The following is a 21,519-nucleotide window of genomic DNA, read 5'->3' on the forward strand; positions in this document are numbered from 1 at the left end:
AGGCTCAATAAGCCTGTCGATCCAGCTTGATCTCCTGCAGAATCGTCGTCGCGATCTCTTCGATCGACTTATGCGTCGACGACAACCACTTGATCCCTTCGCGCCGCATCATCGCCTCGGCCTCGTTGATCTCATAGCGACAATTCTCCGGCGCGGCGTACTTGCTCCCGGGCCTGCGCTCGTTCCGGATTTCCGACAGGCGCTGCGGATCAATCGACAAACCAAACATCTTCTGCCGATGCGCGAGTAACGGCGTAGGCAGCTTGCCGCGCTCGAAATCTTCCGGGATCAGCGGATAGTTGGCCGCTTTCACGCCGTACTGCATCGCCAGATACAGGCTGGTCGGCGTCTTGCCGCTGCGCGATACGCCGACCAGAATCACGTCGGCGTCGGCAAGATTGCGGTTCGACTGACCGTCGTCGTGAGCGAGCGAAAAGTTGATCGCCTCGATCCGGTTCTTGTACTCCTCGGTGTCAGCGTTCTGGTGACCGCGACCCATCGCGTGACTCGACTTCAGTTCCAGTTCCTGTTCCAGCGGCTCGACAAACGTCTGGAACATATCCAGCACGAGCGCATTCGAGCCTTTGACGATCTGGTTCGACGCGCTATCCACCAGCGTGGTGAAAACGATCGGTCGTCGGCCGTCCTGCTGGATTGCCTCGTTGATTTTTTCGAGCGTGGCGTAGGCCTTTTCCGTCGAGTCGACGAAAGGCACACGAACCAGGCGGAATTTCTGGTCGAACTGGGAAAGGATCGAATGCGCGAAGGTTTCGGCAGTGATCCCGGTACCGTCGGAGACGATGAATACGGTGGGCGGCATCAGTGGGGCTGGGGAACGTGAGCGGCAAACAGCGCTCGAATAAAACATCGCTGTATCGGACTTGCTGCCAGGTGGCTAACCGGAAGACGGCAGCGGCGTCGATACAGCGCGCCGTGGGCACCGTAATTGCGTCCGGATGACGGCAGGGCCTAGTAAAAGCCCGTTTGCCGGTCCGGGGCGCGATTCGAGGCGCAATTCTCGTCCGACTGCCACATTTTAGGAGTCGGCACGGTAGAATAGCGGCAACCTGTTGGATAAGCAATTGCAGGCGATTGGCGGCTAACTTGCCGCGAACGATCGTTCAACGCCTTGCTATTGGCCGGTAACTAGCGGTGAAATTGGTGGATTGATCGGTAATTTCGTCCATCCGGCTTCTTCGTCGCGTATCCGGTTCGCCGCGCACTTCGGCTGCGCGTAGCGATTGCTTCTCCAACAGGTTGTGCAAGACACGAGTTCACGCTTCCAATGGGCGTCTCGTGTTCAAGCCCACTTGCACAACCGTGAATTTCTTTCACACTTAGGGGCTTGTATGACTAACGTAGTTACCGTCGCAAAGGACAAGGCGTATGTAGTTCCGTTTGAGCAATTGCGGATGACCGACGTGGAAATCGTCGGCGGCAAGAACGCGTCGTTGGGCGAGATGATCAGTCAGCTCGCCGAAGCGGGCGTGCGCGTGCCGACCGGTTTCGCCACCACGGCGTTGGCCTTCCGTGATTTCCTGAATCACAACAATCTGACCGAACGCATCGCCAAACGTCTCGAAACGCTCGACGTCGACGACGTGAAGGCGCTCGCCGAAGCGGGCAAGGAGATCCGTCAATGGATCGTCGACGCTCCCATGCAGCCGCAACTCGAGGCCGACATTCGCGCGGGCTTCGACACGCTCCAGAACAGCTCGCCTGAAGAGCTGTCGTTTGCCGTCCGTTCGTCGGCAACGGCGGAAGACTTGCCGGACGCATCGTTCGCGGGTCAGCAGGAAAGCTATCTCAACGTGGTCGGGGTCGAAGACGTGCTCGATCGCATGAAGCACGTGTTCGCGTCGCTGTATAACGACCGCGCTATCTCCTATCGTGTCCACAAGGGCTTCACTCACGCTGAAGTCGCGTTGTCGGCGGGCGTGCAGCGCATGGTGCGCTCGGACGTCGGCGCAGCGGGCGTGATGTTCACGCTCGACACCGAGTCGGGCTTCAAGGACGCCGTGTTCATCACGTCGAGCTATGGTCTGGGCGAAACCGTCGTGCAAGGCGCGGTGAATCCGGACGAGTTCTACGTTTTCAAGACCACGCTCGCGCAAGGCAAGTACCCGATCATCCGTCGCTCGATTGGCTCGAAGCTGATCAAGATGGAATTCACGAAAGCCGGCGAAGAAGGCCGTGTGAAGACTGTCGACGTGTCGCATGAGCAGCGCAACCGCTTCTCGATCACCGATGAAGACGTGATCGAACTGGCGAAGTACGCGGTCATCATCGAAAAGCACTACGAGCGTCCGATGGACATCGAGTGGGGCAAGGACGGCCGTGACGGCAAGATCTTCATTCTCCAGGCGCGTCCGGAAACGGTGAAGAGCCAGGCGGCGGGCAAGGCCGAGCAGCGCTTCAAGTTGAAAGGTCAGTCGAACGTGCTGGCTACGGGTCGCGCAATCGGCCAGAAGATCGGCGCGGGTCCGGTTCGCGTGATCCACGATCCCTCGGAAATGGACCGTGTGCAGCCGGGCGACGTGCTGGTCGCCGACATGACCGACCCGAACTGGGAGCCGGTCATGAAGCGTGCGTCGGCAATCGTCACGAATCGCGGCGGCCGGACCTGCCACGCGGCGATTATCGCGCGTGAACTCGGCGTCCCGGCAGTGGTCGGCTGCGGCGATGCAACCGACGTGCTGAAGGAAGGCGCACTCGTCACCGTGTCGTGCGCGGAAGGCGACGAAGGCAAGATTTACGACGGTCTGCTCGAAACCGAAATCACCGAAGTGCAGCGCGGCGAACTGCCGCCGATTCCGGTGAAGATCATGATGAACGTGGGCAACCCGCAGCTCGCTTTCGACTTCTCGCAACTGCCGAACGCAGGCGTGGGTCTGGCGCGACTCGAGTTCATCATCAATAACAACATCGGCGTTCACCCGAAGGCGATTCTCGAGTATCCGAACATCGACCAGGACCTGAAGAAGGCCGTGGAAAGCGTTGCTCGCGGTCATGCGTCGCCGCGCGCGTTCTACGTCGACAAGCTGACCGAAGGTATTGCGACGATCGCGGCCGCGTTCTACCCGAAGCCCGTGATCGTGCGTCTGTCGGACTTCAAGTCGAACGAGTACAAGAAGCTCATCGGCGGTTCGCGTTACGAGCCGGACGAAGAAAACCCGATGCTCGGTTTCCGTGGCGCGTCGCGTTACATCGCCGAAGACTTCGCCGAAGCGTTCCAGATGGAATGCATCGCGTTGAAGAAGGTGCGTGAAGAGATGGGCCTCGACAACGTCGAGATCATGGTGCCGTTCGTGCGTACGCTGAAGCAGGCGGAGCGCGTGATCGGGCTGCTGGCGAAGTTCGGCCTGAAGCGCGGCGAAAAGGGCCTGCGCCTGATCATGATGTGCGAAGTGCCTTCGAACGCGATTCTTGCTGAGGAATTCCTGCAATTCTTCGACGGCTTCTCGATCGGTTCGAACGATTTGACGCAGCTCACGCTGGGTCTGGATCGCGACTCGGGCATGGAGCTGCTGGCTGTCGATTTCGACGAACGCGACCCGGCCGTCAAGTTCCTGCTGCAGCGCGCGATCTCAACTTGCCTGCGTCTGAACAAGTATGTGGGCATCTGCGGGCAAGGTCCGTCGGATCATCCGGACTTCGCGCAATGGCTGACGGACGAAGGTATCGCGTCGATTTCGCTGAACCCGGACTCGATCATCGAGACGTGGCAGCAGTTGGCAAAGTCGACGAAGTAAAAGCAATGCATGCCGTTTTTAAGCGGCTTGCATAACGTGCGGTGCGATATGTCAAATGCGGTCAAAAGTAGTTGAGACATAGGGCATCGTGCGTTAAATGCACCTGCTTCGTGCTATAAACACCCCGGTAGATCCGGGGTGTTTTGCTTTGTGGAGGTCAACGTGGCGCCAGGTGGATTGTTCTGGTGGATCGGGGCGGGTGTGCTGGTCGTGCTCGAGTTGATGAGCGGCACTTTTTATCTGCTAATGATCGCTTTGGGTTGCGTGGCGGCCGCGATTGCGCATCTCGCAGGCGCGGGCGCTGACCTGCAGTTCGCGATTGCTGCCGTGGTGGCGCTGGCGGCGGTCGTGGCGTTGCGGCGCTCGAGCTTTGGACGGCGCAAGCGCAAGGAGGCGTCGCGTAATCCGGACGTCAATCTCGATATCGGTCAGACGCTGAATGTGCCCGCGTGGAGCGAGCGGCGAGCGCGGGTCAACTATCGCGGCGCGGCATGGGATGTCGAACTCGCCGCGGGTGAACCCGAAAGTGCGCAGGTCTACGAAATCACCGAATTGCGCGGCAGTTGCCTCATCGTCGTGGCGAGCCGGCATTCGCCGGCGAAAGCGGGCGCGGTCTGAGCATTCGCACGCCCGGGCAATACTCGCGTAACTATTCGAACCAAAGAGCGGAGGGCAGTTATGGATTCGACCATCGTCGGGGTGGTGCTTCTCGTCATCGTGATCGTGCTGGCATCACAGACCATCAAGATCGTGCCGCAGCAACACGCGTGGGTGCTCGAACGGCTGGGCCGCTATCACAGCACACTGACCCCTGGCCTGAGCTTCGCGTTTCCGTTTGTCGACCGGATCGCGTACAAGCACATTCTTAAAGAAATTCCACTTGAAGTGCCGAGTCAGGTCTGTATCACGCGTGACAATACGCAGTTACAGGTAGACGGTGTGCTGTATTTTCAGGTCACCGATCCGATGAAGGCGTCGTATGGATCGAGCAACTTCGTGTTCGCCATCACGCAGTTGTCGCAGACCACGTTGCGTTCCGTCATCGGCAAGCTCGAACTCGACAAGACTTTCGAAGAGCGCGATTTCATCAATCACAGCATCGTTTCATCGCTCGATGAAGCCGCCGCGAACTGGGGCGTGAAGGTGCTGCGCTATGAAATCAAGGACCTGACGCCACCCAAGGAAATCCTGCACGCGATGCAGGCGCAGATTACCGCCGAGCGTGAAAAGCGCGCGCTGATCGCGGCGTCGGAGGGGCGCAAGCAGGAGCAGATCAATATTGCGTCCGGTGGGCGGGAAGCGGCGATCCAGAAGTCCGAAGGCGAGCGCCAGGCGGCGATCAATCAGGCGCAGGGGCAGGCGTCGGCGATTCTGGCGGTGGCTGAGGCCAATTCGCAGGCGATTCAGAAAATTGCGGCAGCCATCCAGTCGAATGGCGGAATGGAGGCGGTGAATCTCAAGGTGGCCGAACAATATGTGAACGCGTTCGGCAACCTGGCGAAGCAGGGCACCACGCTGATCGTGCCTGGCGATATGTCGGATATGAGTTCGATGATCGCGTCGGCTCTGACCATCGTGAGCAAAGGCAAGGGTGTGCCCGACACGAAGTGAGCGCGCGAGTTTGTCAGCCAAAAAAATGGCCCGCAGTGAGTGCGGGCCATTTTTGCATTTGAGCGCCAGTAAGGCGTTGGCGTTGGCGCGATGTGGGAACGATGTGTAACGTGGCGGAGTGGCGAGGAGTAATGGTCAATCTTCGCCTGGCTCGAAGTTGCACAGTTCAGCGGCCACGATCACCCGCATCCCGCCCAGATCAGCCTCGCGAGCGCATCAACTGCGCCTTCTCCCGCTCCCAATCGCGCTTCTTCTCGCTCTCGCGCTTGTCGTGCAGTTTCTTACCCTTGGCGAGGCCAATTTCGCATTTGACGCGGCCGCCCTTGTAATGAAAATTCAGCGGCACGAGCGTATAACCGCGCTGCTCGACCTTGCCGATCAGTTTGCTGATCTGTTCGGCGTGCAGCAGCAGCTTGCGCGTACGGACCGGGTCGGGATTGATGTGGGTCGAGGCTTCGGGCAGCGGGCTGATGTGCGTGCCGATCAGGAACAGTTCGTTGTTTTTGATCACAACATAACCTTCCTTGATCTGGCCGCGCCCGGCGCGCAGCGCCTTGACCTCCCATCCTTCGAGCACGAGTCCTGCTTCATAGCGTTCTTCGACCGAGTAGTCGTAGAAGGCTTTTCTGTTGTCGATGATGCTCATGAATGGAAAGTGCCCAACTCGTTTAAAATCACGATTTTAGCAAAGCGGGGCAAGGAAAGCCCGCGGCGCTTTTTAACCCGCTTGTCCACCCTTGCCGCGCGCTGTTCAATTTATGGCAGATGTCCAGAAAACCGTGTTGATCCGCCATTCGGCGGAACAGATGTTCGACCTCGTCACCGACGTCGCCGATTACCCCAACTTCCTGCCCTGGTGCGGAGGCGTCGAAATTCGCCGCCAGGACGAAACCGGCATGGAGGCGAAGATCGATATCAACTTCAAGGGCATCAAGCAGCACTTCGCCACGCGTAACAGCATGGAGCGGCCCACGCGCATCGACATGGAATTCGCCGATGGCCCGTTTCGCAAGTTCACCGGTTTCTGGCGCTTCACGCCGTTGCGCGCGGATGCTTGCAAGATCGAGTTCGCGCTGCACTACGAATTCACCAACATCATTCTCGAGAAAATCATCGGGCCGGTGTTCAATCACATCGCCAATAGTTTTGTCGAATCATTCGTTAAGCGCGCTGATCAGCGCTACGGTAAGGCATGAGCACGCGTCTGTCGATTGAAGTCTGTTACGCGGCGGCCGACGCGCAAACGCTGATCGCCGTGGATTTGCCAGAGGGCGCGACATTGCAGCAGGCGCTCGACGCAAGCGGCATCTTGCAGCGTTATCCGGCTATCAATCTGGAGACGCAGAAGGTGGGTGTGTTTGGCAAGCTGAAGCCGCTCGATACAGTGCTGGCCGATCACGATCGCGTCGAGATTTACCGGCCTCTGCTGGTAGATCCGAAGCTGTCGCGTCAGCGTCGTGTGCAGAAGGCCCGCAAGGCAGGGTCGATCGAAGGGCGTCGCTGGCAGAATCGGGAGTAGTGGTAGGCGGAGTAGTCGCGCATCTTCAGGGCTGAAAGGGAGCACGGCTTGTGCGAACCGCCGCAAATCGTCGCAGGCTGCGCGTGAGCGGTCCGAACGCCGAACTTTCAATCAAGGCGCTGAAACCTGCGCTTTCTCCTTGATCCGTGTGGCCCCTGACGAATCGTCGTCCGCATGCTGGCGCACCGACCAGCACACTCCTGCTACCAGCAACAGGATCGCCGCCAGTTCCAGCGGGCGCGGCAAGCGCTGGTCATAAATGAACGCGTAGAGCAGCGCAAACAGCGTCTCAAACACGATCATCTGGCCGGAAAGTGTCAGCGGAAGCCGTTTCGATGCGGCATTCCACAGTCCATTGCCGAGCCACGACGCGCCAATCGCGAGGCCGAGATTCAGCATCCAGAAAGTTTGCCAGCGAGCATCCGCCAGTTCGCCTTGCGGACCACCCGACGGCAACACCGCGACCACCAGCCACAGCGCCGCGCCGAGGGCGCCGGTCACCACACCCCACAACACCGACCACTCGTTGCCGCTGAAATGCGTCTGGCGCTGCAGATATCGGGCGTTTTCGACCGCGAACCACGTCCAGCAGCCCAGCGCGCCGACTGCGCACGCAATGCCCAGCAGCTTCGTGGCGACGCTGACGGGTGAGCTATCCGCCACCGTAAATACGTCGACGTTGATGCAGACGATACCCGCCATGACCACCGTCAGCGGCCACGCGAGCCGGGCCAGCGGCACCGCGCCGTGATCGCGCCGTCCGAGCAGGGTCACCGTGACCGGCAGTACGCCGACGATCAGCGAGGCCGGCGCAATGCCGATCAGATGGACGGCCGCCGTCAGCAAAAGGTAATAGATGAGGTTGCCGGCCAGCGCCAGCTTCACCAGCGCGCCGAGATCCTCGCGGGTCAGGCGTTTGACGAGCGAGCGCGCCATCGGCAGCGCGGCGGCCAGCGACACGATTCCGTACATCGTGTAGCGGCCCGCACTCAGCAGCAGCGGCGAAAAGTCGGGCAGCACGCGCGGCACCAGAAAAACCATGCCCCATAAGGCTCCGGCCATTACTCCATATGCCACACCGCGCTGCATCGACTGCTCCTGCTGGAAAACTTGAGAATGGTCGGCAGAATAGCGGGTTGGCCGGTCCCGCGTCTTGTTCGATTCTGCATTTGAGCGGAAATCATGCGACCGTCATGCGTGTTTTATCCGGTTTTTCCCCGCCGCCGCTTATTTGCGCCCGAACGCGCAAACGAAACCCGATCGAACCCGAGCCGAACCGATAAGCGAAATCGACAGGCCCAAAGTCATGAAAAAAATCACCCGAAATTCGCTAAGCTGCTGTTAGTGCAGTGAAAACCGGGGAGGTATCGCGTATAATTCGCTTTTGCGCCTATAGGATTTGCCATGCGTCTGATCCAAACAGCACTCACGTTCGATGACGTGCTCCTCGTCCCGGCTTTCTCCGATGTTTTGCCGCGCGACACCAGCCTCAAGACCCGGCTGACCCGCAACATCTCCCTGAATATGCCGCTCGTGTCCGCCGCCATGGACACCGTCACCGAAGCCCGCCTTGCTATCGCAATGGCGCAGATGGGTGGCGTGGGCATCATCCACAAAAACCTCACGCCGGCCGAACAGGCGCGTGAAGTTGCCAAGGTCAAGCGTTTCGAGTCAGGCGTCGTGCGTGATCCGATCACCGTCCCGCCGCAAATGAAAGTGCGCGACGTTATCGCGTTGTCGCAGCAGCATGGCATTTCGGGCTTTCCGGTTGTCGAAGGCGCGCAACTGATCGGCATCGTCACGAATCGCGACCTGCGTTTCGAAGAGCGCCTGGATGAGCCGGTCCGCACCATCATGACGCCGCGCGAGCGCCTCGTCACGGTCAAGGAAGGCACGCCGCTCGCCGAAGCGAAAGCGCTGATGCACAGCCACCGCCTCGAGCGCGTGCTGGTCATCAACGATGCATTCGAACTGCGCGGCCTGATGACCGTCAAGGACATCACCAAGCAAACCGAACACCCGGACGCGTGTAAAGACGAACACGGCAAGCTGCGCGCAGGCGCGGCGGTCGGCGTCGGCGCGGACAACGAAGAGCGCGTCGAACTGCTGGTGCAGGCGGGCGTCGACGTAATCGTCGTCGATACCGCGCACGGTCACAGCAAGGGCGTGCTCGAGCGCGTCAGGTGGGTCAAGCAGAACTTCCCGCACGTCGAAGTGATCGGCGGCAACATCGCCACCGCAGCGGCTGCGAAGGCGCTCGTCGAGTACGGCGCGGACGGCGTGAAGGTCGGTATCGGCCCGGGTTCGATCTGCACGACGCGTATCGTCGCGGGTGTCGGCGTTCCGCAGGTCACCGCAATCTCGAACGTGTCCGAAGCGCTGAAGGGCACGGGTGTGCCGGTCATCGCCGACGGCGGCGTGCGTTTCTCGGGTGACGTCAGCAAGGCGCTGGCAGCCGGCGCGAACGCTGTGATGATGGGCAGCATGCTCGCCGGCACCGAAGAAGCGCCGGGCGACGTGTTCCTGTATCAGGGCCGTCAGTACAAGTCGTATCGCGGCATGGGTTCGGTCGGCGCGATGAAGGACGGCGCAGCAGACCGTTACTTCCAGGACAACTCCGCGAATATCGACAAGCTGGTGCCGGAAGGTATCGAAGGCCGTGTCGCCTACAAGGGCTCGGTCAACGCCATCCTGTTCCAGCTGATCGGCGGCGTGCGCGCGAGCATGGGCTACTGCGGTTGCCGCACGATCGACGAAATGAACGACAAGGCCGAGTTCGTGCAGATCACCGGCGCGGGCCTGCGCGAGTCGCATGTGCATGATGTGCAAATCACGAAGGAAGCCCCCAACTACCACGTGGACTAAACGCCAATGAAGCCACTGCTGCGTTTTGTACTTATCGTCGATGCCTTGTTGTTGCTTGCGTTCGGTCTGCTGTTTCTGCTGACGCCTTGGACTTCGTTGTACAACGCGCTGCAGTTGGTGCAAACCGAGCCGGCTCTGGTCGGCCAGGGGTTTGGCGTGGCGCTGATCGGACTCGCGTGGCTGGCGTTGCACGCGTCGTTCGATGGAGCGCTAACTTCGGCGGTTGCCAAGGCCGTCGGCCATGTGAACTGGCTGACCGGCGTGCTGATGCTGGTTTGGCTGCTCGGTCTGCGTACACCTTCGCTGACCGGTTTTGGGCAGGTCGTGGCGGTGCTGGCGGGTGTGGTGCTGGTGGTGGTCGGTCTCGGCGGCGTGCGCCTGTCGGGCGCGGTAAGACGGCGTGAGAAGGGCATTGTGGTTAAAGGCTCTTCCACTCGCGCTGAAAAGCGGGCTGAGAAACTGGCCGCCAGCCAGGCTGCTAAAGACGCCGAAATCCAGGCCGAAAAGGATGCCGCCAGGCGGCGCGAGTTGGAGCGCGACGCTGCGCGCGAACCGGCACGTGTCACCGCGGGTTTTCCGGTGTATCACGCGGAGCCGGTGGTCGAACCTGTGATTCCGGTTACGCGGCCTGTAGGTGCTGCGTCGGCCACGCCACTTCATCCTGTCGATGAAGCCAGCCTCACCGAGTCTGAACGTGCTGCACGGGCAGCAGCGGTTGCGCGCAACGAAACGCGTGACGCAACCGCCGACGCTTCCGGCGCACCCCGGCCACCGCTTCATGGCTGACGCGCCGAGCGCCACGCCATCCGCTGAAGCTAACGGATTTCGTTCGAGCATGCCGCAGGCAGGTGGCTGCGGCGTCGAACGCATCAGCTGGCTTCATCGTTACGTTTCATGTCCGATTGTCCCCACGTGGACCGTTTTGAATTCAAGGCCGCGCGCTTCGGTGCGCGGCATTCCGTATCCGCTCACTTTTGACTCCGTCCGCTGCCATGCATGACAAGATCCTGATCCTCGACTTCGGTTCGCAAGTCACCCAACTGATTGCACGTCGCGTTCGCGAAGCCAACGTGTATTCGGAAATTCATCCGTACGACGTCGATGCGTCGTTCATTCGCGATTTCGCGCCGAAGGGCGTGATCCTCTCCGGCGGCCCGAGCTCGGTCACCGAAACGGATACGCCGCGCGTGCCGCAAGCGGTGTTCGAACTCGGCGTGCCGGTGCTCGGCATCTGCTACGGCATGCAGGCGATGGCCGAGCAGCTCGGCGGCAAGGTCGACAACGGCCATCTGCGCGAATTCGGTTATGCCGAAGTGCGCGCGCGCAACCATACGAGCCTGCTCGACGGCATTAGCGACTTCACCACGCCGGAAGGTCACGGCATGCTGAAGGTGTGGATGAGCCACGGCGACAAGGTGCTGGAAATGCCGCCGGGCTTTGCGTTGATGGCATCGACGGAATCGTGCCCGATCGCGGCGATGGCTGACGAAAAGCGCCATTTCTACGGTCTGCAGTGGCACCCGGAAGTTACGCACACCGTGCAGGGCCGCGCGATGCTCGAGCGTTTCGTGCTGAAGATCTGCGGCGCGCAGCCCGACTGGGAAATGGGCAACTATATCGACGAAGCTGTCGCGAAAATTCGCGAGCAGGTCGGTAACGAGCACGTAATCCTGGGGCTGTCGGGCGGCGTGGATTCGTCGGTGGCGGCAGCGCTGCTGCATCGCGCGATTGGCGATCAGCTGACCTGCGTGTTCGTCGACCACGGCCTGTTGCGCCTGAACGAAGCCGAGCAGGTGATGGCGTTGTTCGCCGACAACCTCGGCGTGAAGGTGATTCACGTCGACGCGAGCGAAGCGTTCCTGAGCAAGCTGGCCGGCGTGACCGATCCGGAAGCGAAGCGCAAGATCATCGGCGCGGAATTCGTCGAAGTGTTCCAGACCGAAGCTGGCAAGCTGACCGACGCGAAGTGGCTGGCTCAAGGCACGATCTACCCGGACGTGATCGAATCGGCCGGTAAGGGCAAGAAGGGCGCGCAGACCATCAAAAGCCACCACAACGTGGGCGGCTTGCCTGAGACGCTGAATCTGAAGCTGCTCGAACCGCTGCGCGAACTGTTCAAGGACGAAGTGCGCGAACTCGGCGTAAAGCTCGGTTTGCCGCCGTCGATGGTGTACCGCCATCCGTTCCCGGGCCCGGGTCTGGGCGTGCGTATTCTCGGCGAAGTGAAGCGCGATTTCGCGGATCTGCTGCGTCGCGCGGACGCGATTTTCATCGAGACGCTGCGTACGTTTATCGATAAGGAAACGGGCAAGTCGTGGTACGACCTGACGAGCCAGGCGTTTGCGGTGTTCCTGCCGGTGAAGAGCGTTGGCGTGATGGGCGATGGCCGCACTTACGAGTACGTTGTCGCACTGCGCGCCGTGCAGACGCTGGACTTCATGACCGCACATTGGGCGCACCTGCCGCATGAGTTGTTGGGGCATGTGTCGAACCGGATCATCAATGAAGTGCGCGGGATTAACCGGGTTGTTTACGACATCTCGGGTAAGCCGCCGGCGACAATCGAGTGGGAATAAGCTTGCCGGTTTAATGGCATGGAAGAGGGCGCTGCGGCGCCCTTTTTTATTGCCGCAATTTTTTCGAAGTTGGGTTGGGTATTTCATGTAATGCGGATTCCGCCAATTCACGGGCCCGCTCAAGCGCGTTGCTGATCTCGCCGAGTATCTTGTCGCGGGCAGCGTCGTTCGGCTGTCTCAGCGCGAACGAAGGATGATAGGTCGCAATGCCCACGCTGCCTGCCATTTCGAACGGTTTGTCGATGTAATCCCGTAAGCTGGCTTTCTCTCGCAACAAGGCGTTGAGTGCTGTTGCTCCCAACGTTACGATTACAGTTGGCCGCACCGTCTCCAATTCCCGCTCAAGCCAGTAAGAACACGCTTCGACCTCACGCTGCCCCGGTGTCTTGTGAAGCCGTCGCTTGCCGCGCAATTCCCATTTGAAATGTTTTACAGCGTTCGTCAGATAAAGACGCTCGCGCGACAATCCCGCGCGCTTTATCGCCATGTCCAGTAACTGCCCTGCGGGCCCGACAAACGGTTGACCGCTCAGGTCTTCCTGATCTCCAGGCTGCTCGCCAATCAGCATGATTCGCGCTTCGCCCGGCCCTGAACTGCCGACCGCTTGCGTCGCGTTGCGCCACAGGTCGCAACGTCGGCACGCATCAAGCGATGATGGGCTTTCGCGAACTGGTTGAGCGACTTCAGCCTCAACCGGAATCGACTTGCCACCGAGCTCACCGACGCCGCTTGCTTGCGCTAAACGGCGCGCGCCGCTTTTCGCTTCGCTGATCATGGCGGGGATCAGGTGGCCTTCCGGTAAGCCTTTCCAGAAACGTACCGGCATGTGCTGTTCGAGCGCGGTCTCGTTGAGGCGGGCCGGGTTGAACGTGCTGCGGTAATAGGCGAGCCAAAGCGCTTCGGCTTCGTCCTCGGTGTCGACGCGATGTTCGCCGGGCAACGCGTGACGGCGTTCGAGATGCAACTGCTGACCGTCCCAGAACGCCGCGCCTCTTGGCGTCGTGATAATCCACGACGAGCGCCCCATGCGCTGGGCGAAATGCTCGGCCGCCCACGCAAGGACGTCGTGCTCCGGTTCGTACCACGCGATGTACTCGGGTGGCCGTGACGCTTGCGCCTGCTGGCGAAACCGGACGTACGCAATCATGTCGTGCTTGGCGCGTCGCACGCTTTTGGCCATGCGATAAAGCTGCGCGCCGTCTTCGTCAGCCGGCGACGCTACCGAGCGATCTCCTTGCTGCCAGCGCCACAGTACTTTGTATAAAAAAGCCCAACGCTGTGGCTCGCAGTGAAGTGCGCAGTCGTGAATCAGCGCGCCCAGTTCTTTTGATACAAGCACGGCCACTGTTGCGGGCGTGATCATGTCGTTTTCCGACGATTCCCCATAGTCGAACAATGTTTGACCTTGCCGTAACTCTGGCGGTTGTTCGACGCGCCATTCAATCGATTCCGGCGCGAGGCCTTCGGCTAACGCTTTGAGTGACGCGGCTCGCCACGCGGTGAAATCGTCGTCAATAACGATGGAACGCATTGCGATGCTTTACAACAGCGCCAGTTGTACCGGCGGCGGCGTCAGCACACGGCGCAAATGAGCCGACGACGCGTCATGACTGGCCGCCCGGTAGTCTTGCGTGACGACAAACGGTTTGATTTTCTCCAGCGGACAACGCAGCCGAACGAGGTCGTCATAGCGCACACGACGCGTTCGCCGCAATTCGACCAGCCGCTTCGCGTTGCGCATGCCGATGCCCGGCACGCGCGCGATCATTCGCATCGGTGCGCGATTGAGATCAACCGGAAACGCCTCGCGATGCGCCAGCGCCCACGCGAGCTTGGGATCTATCTCAAGCGAAAGATTGCCCGGCTTTTCAAACAGTTCCTCGACGCTGAAACCGTAGCCGCGGATCAGAAAGTCGGCCTGATACAGCCGATGTTCACGCAACAGCGGCGGCGCCTGCGCGGGCAACGCAGAAGGGCTGTCGGGAATCGGGCTGAATCCCGAGTAATACACGCGCTTCAGCTTATAAGCGCCATAGAGCGTTTCGGCTGTTTGCAGGATCGTGCTGTCGCTGGTTTGATCTGCGCCGACGATCATTTGCGTGCTTTGTCCCGCCGGAGTGAACTTTGGCGCCTTCGCGTCGCTCTGCGCTTCTTCCTGCGCGAGACGGATCGAACCCATTGCCAGCTTGATGGTGCGCACGTCCTTTTCCGGGGCGAGGCGAGCAAGACTGCTGTCAGTAGGTAACTCGATATTCACGCTCAAACGATCGGCGTAACGCCCCGCCAGGGCGATCAGTTGCGGGTCGGCGTCGGGAATCGTTTTCAGATGAAGGTAGCCGCGAAACTGGTGCTCCTCACGCAGCGACTGCGCAACGCGTACAAGCTGCTCCATCGTGTAGTTCGATGACTGAATGATTCCGGAACTCAGAAACAGGCCGTCGATGTAATTGCGCCGATAGAAATCTAGTGTGAGATCGACCACTTCCTCCGGCGTGAAGCGCGCGCGGGGCACGTTGCTCGAGCGCCGATTGACGCAGTATTGACAATCGTAAAGACAAAAATTGGTTAGCAGTATTTTCAGGAGGGACACGCAGCGCCCATCGGGCGTAAAGCTATGGCAAATGCCCGCACCCGTGCTTGCGCCGAGCCCTTCTGTGCCTCGAGAGCCGCGCTTGGGAGCGCCACTGCTGGCACACGACGCGTCGTACTTCGCCGCGTCCGCCAATACTTCGAGCTTTTTGAGCAATTCCATGTTGCCGCCAATACTGTATGGATGTACAGTATTGTACGTGGGCAGAGCAAAGGTGCAAGCGGTTTCTGAAGTGGCTGAAACGATCGGGGCGCGGCCGCGCTCGCGACAAACCGGGGGTTCATTTACATGCAGATGCGGGCTTTTCCATGTCAGGAGCGACATGCCTGAACAATTCTGGTTGCCTGGGCTAGAGGCGCCGCCAACGCCAACAGATGGCCTGTTTTTCGCCGTTTTCCCCGACACAAGAACAGCGGCCGGCATTGCGAAGCTCGCGCACCAGCTTTGCGGGGAGGCGCGCGTCCGCAGCAAGCCGCTAGCAGCTGGACGTTTGCACGCAACGCTGACTCATCTGGGAAATTTTGCGGGAGGGTTGCCGCAAGAGAAAGTCGACGCGGCAAAGCGTGCAGCGGAGTCGATCGGCATGGCGCCATTTACCGTCGAATTCGACGCGGTTGCGAATTTTGGAAAGAGGCCGCGTCCGGGGCCCATGGTGTTGACTGGAGGCGAGGGCGTCGTTGGCCTTCATGCGCTGCATGACGCGCTAGAGCAAGCGTTAAACAGCGTCGACTTCTGGGGGCATCCGATTGCCAGCAAGAGTTATGAGCCGCACGTTACGCTGGCTTATGGCATACCGCCGGCGGACAAACGTCCCGTTGAGCCCGCGTGCTGGAATGTGCGGGAGTTTGCATTGATACATAGTTTGTTAGGACGTACCCGACATGTTGCATTGGCGCGGTGGTCTCTGGTGGGCGGCGTGTCGTAACGACTGCGTCAGTTGCAAAGGGGCGGGAGAAAGTGGTTGTGCAGCTACTTCCGCGCCACTAAGCCGTGCAAAGCTGAAGCGTGTGCATTAAAACCGTACGCCGGTTCCGCAGCCGCCAGCGAAGCCACCACCGCTTCCACCCGCGCCGCCGCAGAATACGCCGCAGCCTGACAGCGTCATCATCATGGCGATGGTCGCTAAAGTTGTGCGCAAGCGTTTCCCAAGTATGAGCTTGCTTATGGACACAGTATGCGGGCGGCGCGCGGCGAACTGCGAGAGGCTGTTCGAGTCGGGTGCCGCTGAAGTGGTGCAGGATGATGAATCAATCATTCTGGATTGCATCAGGTAAGTGGCCTCGAAGAACAAAAAGCAGGACGCTTGTCGTACCGGTTGATGGAAGATTTATCGCGAGTTCGTTGTGCATAAACGGCGCAGCAGCAGGGTTTCAACTCTAATTTACGTCTATGCGTATCACAAATACGCAGTATCTGAAAACCGGTGTGTTTTGTCTGTCAGACACGCGGAGCGGCTAGGCGCTCCCTGATAGAATGCTTGGGCCGCAACGTAGTGGATTTCAGATGAAATTGCTTGATGCGCTTGTCGAACAGCGTATTGCCGCCGCAGCCGCGCGCGGCGAGTTCGAAGACGTGCCGGGTACGGCCGCGCCGCGACCCCAGGACGATGATGCGCTGGTCCCGGAAGAGGTGCGTATCGCTAACCGGATTTTGAAGAATGCGGGCTTCCTGCCGCCCGCAGTTGAGCAGTTACGCGCGTTGCGTGATCTGCAAACGGAGTTGAATGCCGACAGCGGCAGCGCCACGCTTTGCCGCATCCGGGCTCGCATGCTGGCGCTCGATATGGCGCTCGAATCGTTGCGCGGCGGTCCGCTGGTTTTGCCGCGCGAATACTGCCGACGCATCGCTGAGCGGCAATCGGAGCGGGTTGGCAAACTCGACACGGCAGACGTGGTTTCGCGGTGAATGAATCGGCTAGCTGCTCAGTGCTGTCTGGTTCGATGTCTGTCGAGGGGGGCGAAGCATTGAATATGTCTGTTTCTCCCAATGAGGCCGGCGCAGAACTCTCTAAAACGTCGGTGAACGATTCGTGCCCGCCTGCTGTGCGAGAGGTCAGTGGATCGACAATATCTACCGATCCCTCAGAGTCTCCTGCCGTGTCCGAACGTGATCGCCGGTTTATGGCACTTGCTCAGGCCGCCGCCGAAGAGGCACGCGCAGCGGGCGAAGTGCCGGTCGGCGCGGTGCTCGTTCGTGGTGACGAAGTCATCGCCAAAGGTTTCAATCATCCGATCGGGGCGCACGATCCGTCGGCGCATGCAGAGATGATTGCGTTGCGTGCGGCCGCGCAGGCCGTCGAAAACTACCGGCTGCCAGGCTGCGAACTCTATGTGACGCTCGAGCCCTGCCTGATGTGTGCGGGCGCGATCATGCACGCGCGAATCGCTCGCGTCGTGTTTGGCGCTCGCGATCCGAAAACGGGGGCATGCGGCAGCGTCGTCGATGCATTTGCAAATCCGCAACTGAATCATCACACCACGGTGAGCGGCGGAGTGCTCGAAGCCGAATGTGGGGCGGCGCTCAAATCGTTTTTTGCGGAGCGTCGACGCGCAAGTCGTGAAGCGCGCGCGGCGGCGCGTGCCGCTGAAACTGCCGGCGATCTTCCGTCGGCCGAAGCGCTGTAGAGCGGCTTTGAACCCGCCGTAAAACGACAACATCCAACAGGTCTTGCCAATGACCGTTCATCGCACCATCGAATTGATCGCGCCGTCCGGATATCCGCATGATCCTGAGGTGCTGCATCGCGCTTTGCATCGTCTGCACGCGCTGGGGCACCGCGTCGGCGGCGAGGAGGCGGCAAAGCGTCGGTATCAGCGATTCGCGGGCACTGACGGCGAACGCGCGGCCGATCTGAACCGGCTCGCCGATCCGTCGCGGCAATTGCCCGATGTGGTGCTGGCCGTCCGCGGTGGTTACGGCGCCGTGCGTATTCTGCATGGCCTTGACTATGAGGGGCTGCAGCGGCGCCTGGCCGATCAGCCGGTCGCGCTGGTCGGGCACAGCGACTTCACCGCGATCCAGCTCGCGTTGCTGGCGCGTTCTGGCGTGAAAACGTTCGGTGGGCCGATGCTGATGAGCGATTTCGGCGCGGAGGACGTCAGCGAATTCACCATGCAGCATTTCTGGTCGGCGTTGACGAAGCCGAGCATGACCGTGACCGGCAACACGCCGCAGGCACAATCCGTCGACGTGTCGGGCATGCTGTGGGGCGGCAATCTGGCGGTGCTGACGTCGCTGATCGGTACGCCGTATATGCCGCCGGTGCAGGGCGGCATCCTGTTTGTCGAAGACGTCAACGAGCAACCGTTCCGCATCGAGCGGATGATTTATCAGTTGCATCTGTCAGGCATTCTCGCGCAGCAGCAGGCGCTCGTGCTGGGCGATTTTTCCGGCGGCAAAACGTACGATTACGACAACGGCTATGACTTGCACGCGATGGTCGAGCAGGTGAGGGCGTTGATCGGCATTCCGGTCGTTACAGGGCTGCAATTCGGGCATATCCATAACATGCTGACCTTGCCCGTCGGCGCGGACGGGCACCTCGTCGCGAACGCGCATGGGTTCAAATTGACGTTGTCGGGCTATCCGCATCTCGCCTGACATTTCGCTTCGATCCGGATCTGGAAGAGAGCGGGCATTGAGCAGCCCGCTCTTTTTAGCAATATGAAAGCAACTAACGGTCATATCTTGGCCACGTCGATAACCATAATCGACCACGACCGCAGGCGGATTTTGTTGACAAAATACGCTGTCGATCGCCCGACTGCTTATCAATTAATAAACCTGCTAAATAAGCTGCACTGTGCAAAGCACTCCACCTCGCCCATCGCAAACCCCAGCCTCCGCAAGAAATTGTCAAAATTCAAAACAAAAATTGTTGACAATCTTTATGTCCGTCCTAAGATGACCAACATACAGAGACAAACATCATGTCCGACACAGACTTCGCCGCCATCACCAGTTCGAAACCCGAAGCGATTGCCGAGCGCATCCGCGCGGCGATCCTCGAGCATCGGCTGGCTCCTGGCGCCAAGCTGACCGAAGCGCAGTTATGCGAAGTATTCGGCGTGAAGCGTGGCCCGATCCGGCAGGCGCTCGCGCAACTGGCGACCGACCATCTCGTCGATCTCGAGCCGAATCGCGGTGCGTTCGTCGCGAGTCCGTCGCTGCAGGAAGTGCACGAAGTGTTCGAAATGCGCCGCATCATCGAACTTGCCGTGGTTGAAAAGATTTGCAACGGTCACGGCATGCGTCGGTTGAAAAACATCGGCAGCATGATCGGCCGTGAACGTAAGGCGTTCGAAACACGTGATTTTCCGGCGTGGATTCGCCTGTCGGGCGAGTTCCACACCGAACTGGCAGGACTCACCGGCAATGCCGTGTTGTGCGACTGTCTGAATGGCCTGGTTGCGCGCTCCACGCTGATTTCCGCGTTGTACGAGTCGCTCGGACGCAGCCCTTGTTCGTTCGAAGACCACGAAGCCATTCTCGCCGCGCTCGACGCCGGCGATGCAAAGGAGGCGGCGGCCCTGATGTCGCGCCATCTGCAAAGCGTCGAGTTGAAGATGCTGGACCGCCCCGCTCGTGGCGCGGCCGATCTGCATGAAGTGTTCGGCACGCTGGGTGCGGCGCCGAAAAATGCCTCCAAAGCCAATTCCACAGCAGGCTGAGGCAAGCAGTCAGTGCGAGCAGGTTTGAGCAGAAGCGCCCGTTAGCGGTGCGCGCCGCACTGAATTGAATCGAACTGGATCAGGCGTTGCAAGGCGGCTCGGCGTGAGCGCTGCCGGCTTGCGCACGCGTGTCCGTCTTCGAACGACGGACTTTGGGCAGCAATGTATTGCCGGACATTCGCGGCAGCCGGCGATGCGATCACCACAAGTACTTCAGTACGGAGACACCCGCGGCACGGCCCTGACAGACAGCGCCGGCTTCCTTTCCCGACAGCGAAAGCTAACGTTAAAGCGTACGCGGGCAAGGAGGGCGCGACTGGCACGGCTGGTGCAACGTCCTTCGATGCGCTATCGAGGGTCCCCACCCAAGGAGGAATCATGGCTCAGTTCAGTGCAGCGCCCGGCAGTCCCAACCTACCCACTTATGCAGACGGCAGCGCGTCCGGCGAATCGTCGATGCCGGCAGGCTATAGCGAGCGGCTTTACAACGAAGATCTCGCGCCGCTGCGCGAACAGACCTGGGGCGCTTACAACATCTTCGCGTTCTGGATGTCGGACGTGCATAGCGTCGGCGGTTACGTGTTCGCGGGCAGTCTGTTCGCGCTCGGTCTGACGAGCTGGCAGCTGCTGATTGCGCTGCTGGTCGGCATCACGATCGTCAATCTGCTGTGCAACCTGATCGCCAAGCCAAGCCAGATGAACGGCGTGCCGTATCCGGTCGCGTGCCGCGCGACGTTCGGCGTGCTCGGGGCGAATATTCCCGCTGTGATTCGCGGGTTGATCGCGGTCGCGTGGTATGGCATTCAGACTTATCTGGCGTCGAGCGCGCTGGTGATCGTGGTGCTCAAATTCGTCCCGCAATGGCTGCCTTATGCGGATGTTCACCACCACGGCTTCATGGGCCTCTCGACGCTCGGCTGGGCCGGTTTCATGCTCCTGTGGACGTTGCAGGCGCTGGTGTTCTGGCACGGCATGGAAACCATCAAGAAGTTCATCGACTTCGCGGGTCCGGCGGTCTATGTCGTGATGTTCATCCTCGCGGGCTACATGGTGTATCGCGCCGGCTGGCGCAACATCGGCATCAACCTGGGCGGTGTCAAATATCACGGCATGCAGGTCGTGCCGGTGATGATCACGGCAACCTCGCTGGTCGTCTCGTACTTCTCCGGCCCCATGCTGAATTTCGGCGACTTCTCCCGCTACGGTAAGAGCTTTCGCAGCGTGAAGCGTGGCAATTTCTGGGGACTGCCGGTCAACTTCCTCGCGTTTTCGCTGGTCACGGTGGTGACGACTGCAGCCACGCTGCCGGTCTTCGGCGAACTGATCACGGACCCGGTCGAAACGGTAGGCCGGATCGACTATCCGACCGCGGTGATTCTCGGTGCGTTGACCTTCACGATTGCAACGATCGGCATCAACATCGTGGCCAACTTCGTGTCGCCGGCGTTCGACTTCTCGAACGTCGCGCCGCGTCTGATCAGCTGGCGCATGGGTGGCATGCTCGCGGCAGTGGCGTCGATTTTCATTACGCCGTGGAATCTGTTCAACAACCCGGCCGTGATTCACTACACGCTCGACATTCTTGGCAGCTTCATCGGCCCTTTGTACGGCGTCCTGATCGTCGACTACTATCTGGTGAAGCGTCAGAAGATCGTGCTCGACGATCTGTACACGGTGGAGCCGACCGGTTCGTACTGGTATCGCAACGGTGTCAACTACCAGGCTGTGGCTGCGTTGCTGCCGGCCGCGTTGATTACCGTGGTCTGCGTGATGACGCCTGCGCTCGACAACGTGGCGAATTTCTCGTGGTTCCTCGGCGCCGGGCTGGCCGCGCTGTTCTATCGCATTCTTGCGCGCTGAGTCTCGTCGGTCGTTTGCCCGTTCGTTTTGCCCGCCAATTCGCCAGTTCGCGGCCCGATTCGTAGCCGCAAATGAG

The 21,519-nt window shown here is 60.2% G+C and carries 19 protein-coding genes; 14 read left to right on the forward strand and 5 right to left on the reverse strand.

The annotated features are described in order from the left end of the window. Nucleotides 1-4 precede the first annotated feature (4 nt). On the reverse strand, nucleotides 5-820 hold the full coding sequence (ppsR, locus tag ABH945_RS05250) for a posphoenolpyruvate synthetase regulatory kinase/phosphorylase PpsR (protein ID WP_074764231.1): 816 nt from the start codon (nucleotides 818-820) through the stop codon (nucleotides 5-7). 529 nt (nucleotides 821-1,349) lie between these two features. Between ppsR and ppsA the strand changes: the two genes are divergently transcribed. The 3 genes from ppsA to ABH945_RS05265 all read left to right on the forward strand — a co-directional run bounded on the left by ppsA (nucleotide 1,350) and on the right by ABH945_RS05265 (nucleotide 5,363). Then, a complete protein-coding gene (ppsA, locus tag ABH945_RS05255) occupies nucleotides 1,350-3,752 on the forward strand; it encodes a phosphoenolpyruvate synthase (RefSeq protein WP_429249917.1) in 2,403 nt (800 codons plus the stop codon). A 162-nt stretch (nucleotides 3,753-3,914) separates the two neighbouring features. Continuing rightward, a complete protein-coding gene (locus tag ABH945_RS05260) occupies nucleotides 3,915-4,370 on the forward strand; it encodes an NfeD family protein (RefSeq protein ID WP_074764229.1) in 456 nt (151 codons plus the stop codon). A 60-nt stretch (nucleotides 4,371-4,430) separates the two neighbouring features. Beyond that, entirely contained in the window at nucleotides 4,431-5,363 is a 933-nt protein-coding gene (locus tag ABH945_RS05265) for an SPFH domain-containing protein (RefSeq protein ID WP_074764228.1), read from the forward strand. Between the two features lie 199 nt (nucleotides 5,364-5,562). On the opposite strand, the gene smpB is transcribed toward ABH945_RS05265, so the two are convergent. After that, on the reverse strand, nucleotides 5,563-6,009 hold the full coding sequence (gene smpB, locus ABH945_RS05270) for an SsrA-binding protein SmpB (RefSeq protein WP_074764227.1): 447 nt from the start codon (nucleotides 6,007-6,009) through the stop codon (nucleotides 5,563-5,565). A gap of 112 nt (nucleotides 6,010-6,121) precedes the next feature. Between smpB and ABH945_RS05275 the strand changes: the two genes are divergently transcribed. Further along, the gene (locus ABH945_RS05275; protein WP_074764226.1) at nucleotides 6,122-6,559 is read left to right on the forward strand and encodes a type II toxin-antitoxin system RatA family toxin; all 438 of its coding nucleotides are present in this window, start codon (nucleotides 6,122-6,124) and stop codon (nucleotides 6,557-6,559) included. After that, nucleotides 6,556-6,882, forward strand: coding sequence for an RnfH family protein (locus tag ABH945_RS05280; protein ID WP_429249918.1), 327 nt, complete (start codon nucleotides 6,556-6,558; stop codon nucleotides 6,880-6,882). The genes ABH945_RS05275 and ABH945_RS05280 overlap by 4 nt, the downstream gene beginning before the upstream one ends. A gap of 111 nt (nucleotides 6,883-6,993) precedes the next feature. Here ABH945_RS05280 and ABH945_RS05285 read toward each other — a convergent pair whose 3' ends face one another. Further along, nucleotides 6,994-7,971: a DMT family transporter gene (locus ABH945_RS05285; RefSeq protein ID WP_429249919.1), complete on the reverse strand. Its 978-nt coding sequence runs from the start codon at nucleotides 7,969-7,971 to the stop codon at nucleotides 6,994-6,996. A gap of 315 nt (nucleotides 7,972-8,286) precedes the next feature. On the opposite strand from ABH945_RS05285, the gene guaB reads away from it, so the two are divergent. From guaB to guaA, 3 genes are all read left to right on the forward strand, one after another. Then, nucleotides 8,287-9,747 carry an IMP dehydrogenase gene (guaB, locus tag ABH945_RS05290; protein WP_074764223.1) on the forward strand — a complete coding sequence of 487 codons (1,461 nt, stop codon included), beginning with the start codon at nucleotides 8,287-8,289 and terminating at the stop codon, nucleotides 9,745-9,747. Between the two features lie 6 nt (nucleotides 9,748-9,753). Continuing rightward, on the forward strand, nucleotides 9,754-10,533 hold the full coding sequence (locus tag ABH945_RS05295; RefSeq protein WP_429249920.1) for a hypothetical protein: 780 nt from the start codon (nucleotides 9,754-9,756) through the stop codon (nucleotides 10,531-10,533). 206 nt (nucleotides 10,534-10,739) lie between these two features. After that, a complete protein-coding gene (guaA, locus tag ABH945_RS05300; RefSeq protein WP_074764221.1) occupies nucleotides 10,740-12,323 on the forward strand; it encodes a glutamine-hydrolyzing GMP synthase in 1,584 nt (527 codons plus the stop codon). Between the two features lie 46 nt (nucleotides 12,324-12,369). On the opposite strand, the gene ABH945_RS05305 is transcribed toward guaA, so the two are convergent. Both ABH945_RS05305 and ABH945_RS05310 read right to left on the reverse strand, forming a co-directional pair. Beyond that, nucleotides 12,370-13,854 (reverse strand): UdgX family uracil-DNA binding protein, encoded by a 1,485-nt coding sequence (locus tag ABH945_RS05305; RefSeq protein ID WP_429249921.1) that lies wholly within the window; start codon nucleotides 13,852-13,854, stop codon nucleotides 12,370-12,372. Nucleotides 13,855-13,863: 9 nt separating this feature from the next. Further along, nucleotides 13,864-15,075 (reverse strand): putative DNA modification/repair radical SAM protein, encoded by a 1,212-nt coding sequence (locus ABH945_RS05310; RefSeq protein WP_429249922.1) that lies wholly within the window; start codon nucleotides 15,073-15,075, stop codon nucleotides 13,864-13,866. Nucleotides 15,076-15,235: 160 nt separating this feature from the next. Here ABH945_RS05310 and ABH945_RS05315 point away from each other — a divergent pair, with 160 nt between their 5' ends. The 6 genes from ABH945_RS05315 to ABH945_RS05340 all read left to right on the forward strand — a co-directional run bounded on the left by ABH945_RS05315 (nucleotide 15,236) and on the right by ABH945_RS05340 (nucleotide 21,443). After that, nucleotides 15,236-15,838, forward strand: coding sequence for a 2'-5' RNA ligase family protein (locus tag ABH945_RS05315; RefSeq protein WP_429249923.1), 603 nt, complete (start codon nucleotides 15,236-15,238; stop codon nucleotides 15,836-15,838). 578 nt (nucleotides 15,839-16,416) lie between these two features. Continuing rightward, nucleotides 16,417-16,818: a DnaJ family domain-containing protein gene (locus tag ABH945_RS05320; RefSeq protein ID WP_429249924.1), complete on the forward strand. Its 402-nt coding sequence runs from the start codon at nucleotides 16,417-16,419 to the stop codon at nucleotides 16,816-16,818. Between the two features lie 35 nt (nucleotides 16,819-16,853). Continuing rightward, nucleotides 16,854-17,537, forward strand: coding sequence for a tRNA adenosine(34) deaminase TadA (gene tadA, locus ABH945_RS05325; protein ID WP_429249925.1), 684 nt, complete (start codon nucleotides 16,854-16,856; stop codon nucleotides 17,535-17,537). Between the two features lie 49 nt (nucleotides 17,538-17,586). Next, complete coding sequence (ldcA, locus tag ABH945_RS05330; RefSeq protein ID WP_429249926.1) at nucleotides 17,587-18,513, forward strand: muramoyltetrapeptide carboxypeptidase; 927 nt, start codon at nucleotides 17,587-17,589, stop codon at nucleotides 18,511-18,513. Between the two features lie 329 nt (nucleotides 18,514-18,842). Beyond that, nucleotides 18,843-19,583 carry a GntR family transcriptional regulator gene (locus ABH945_RS05335; protein WP_074764214.1) on the forward strand — a complete coding sequence of 247 codons (741 nt, stop codon included), beginning with the start codon at nucleotides 18,843-18,845 and terminating at the stop codon, nucleotides 19,581-19,583. A 378-nt stretch (nucleotides 19,584-19,961) separates the two neighbouring features. Continuing rightward, nucleotides 19,962-21,443, forward strand: a complete 1,482-nt coding sequence (locus ABH945_RS05340; RefSeq protein WP_429249927.1) for an NCS1 family nucleobase:cation symporter-1 — start codon at nucleotides 19,962-19,964, stop codon at nucleotides 21,441-21,443. Nucleotides 21,444-21,519: the final 76 nt, after the last annotated feature.

Source organism: Paraburkholderia sp. GAS333 (assembly GCF_050435665.1).
In the GTDB taxonomy this organism is placed as follows: domain Bacteria; phylum Pseudomonadota; class Gammaproteobacteria; order Burkholderiales; family Burkholderiaceae; genus Paraburkholderia; species Paraburkholderia fungorum_A.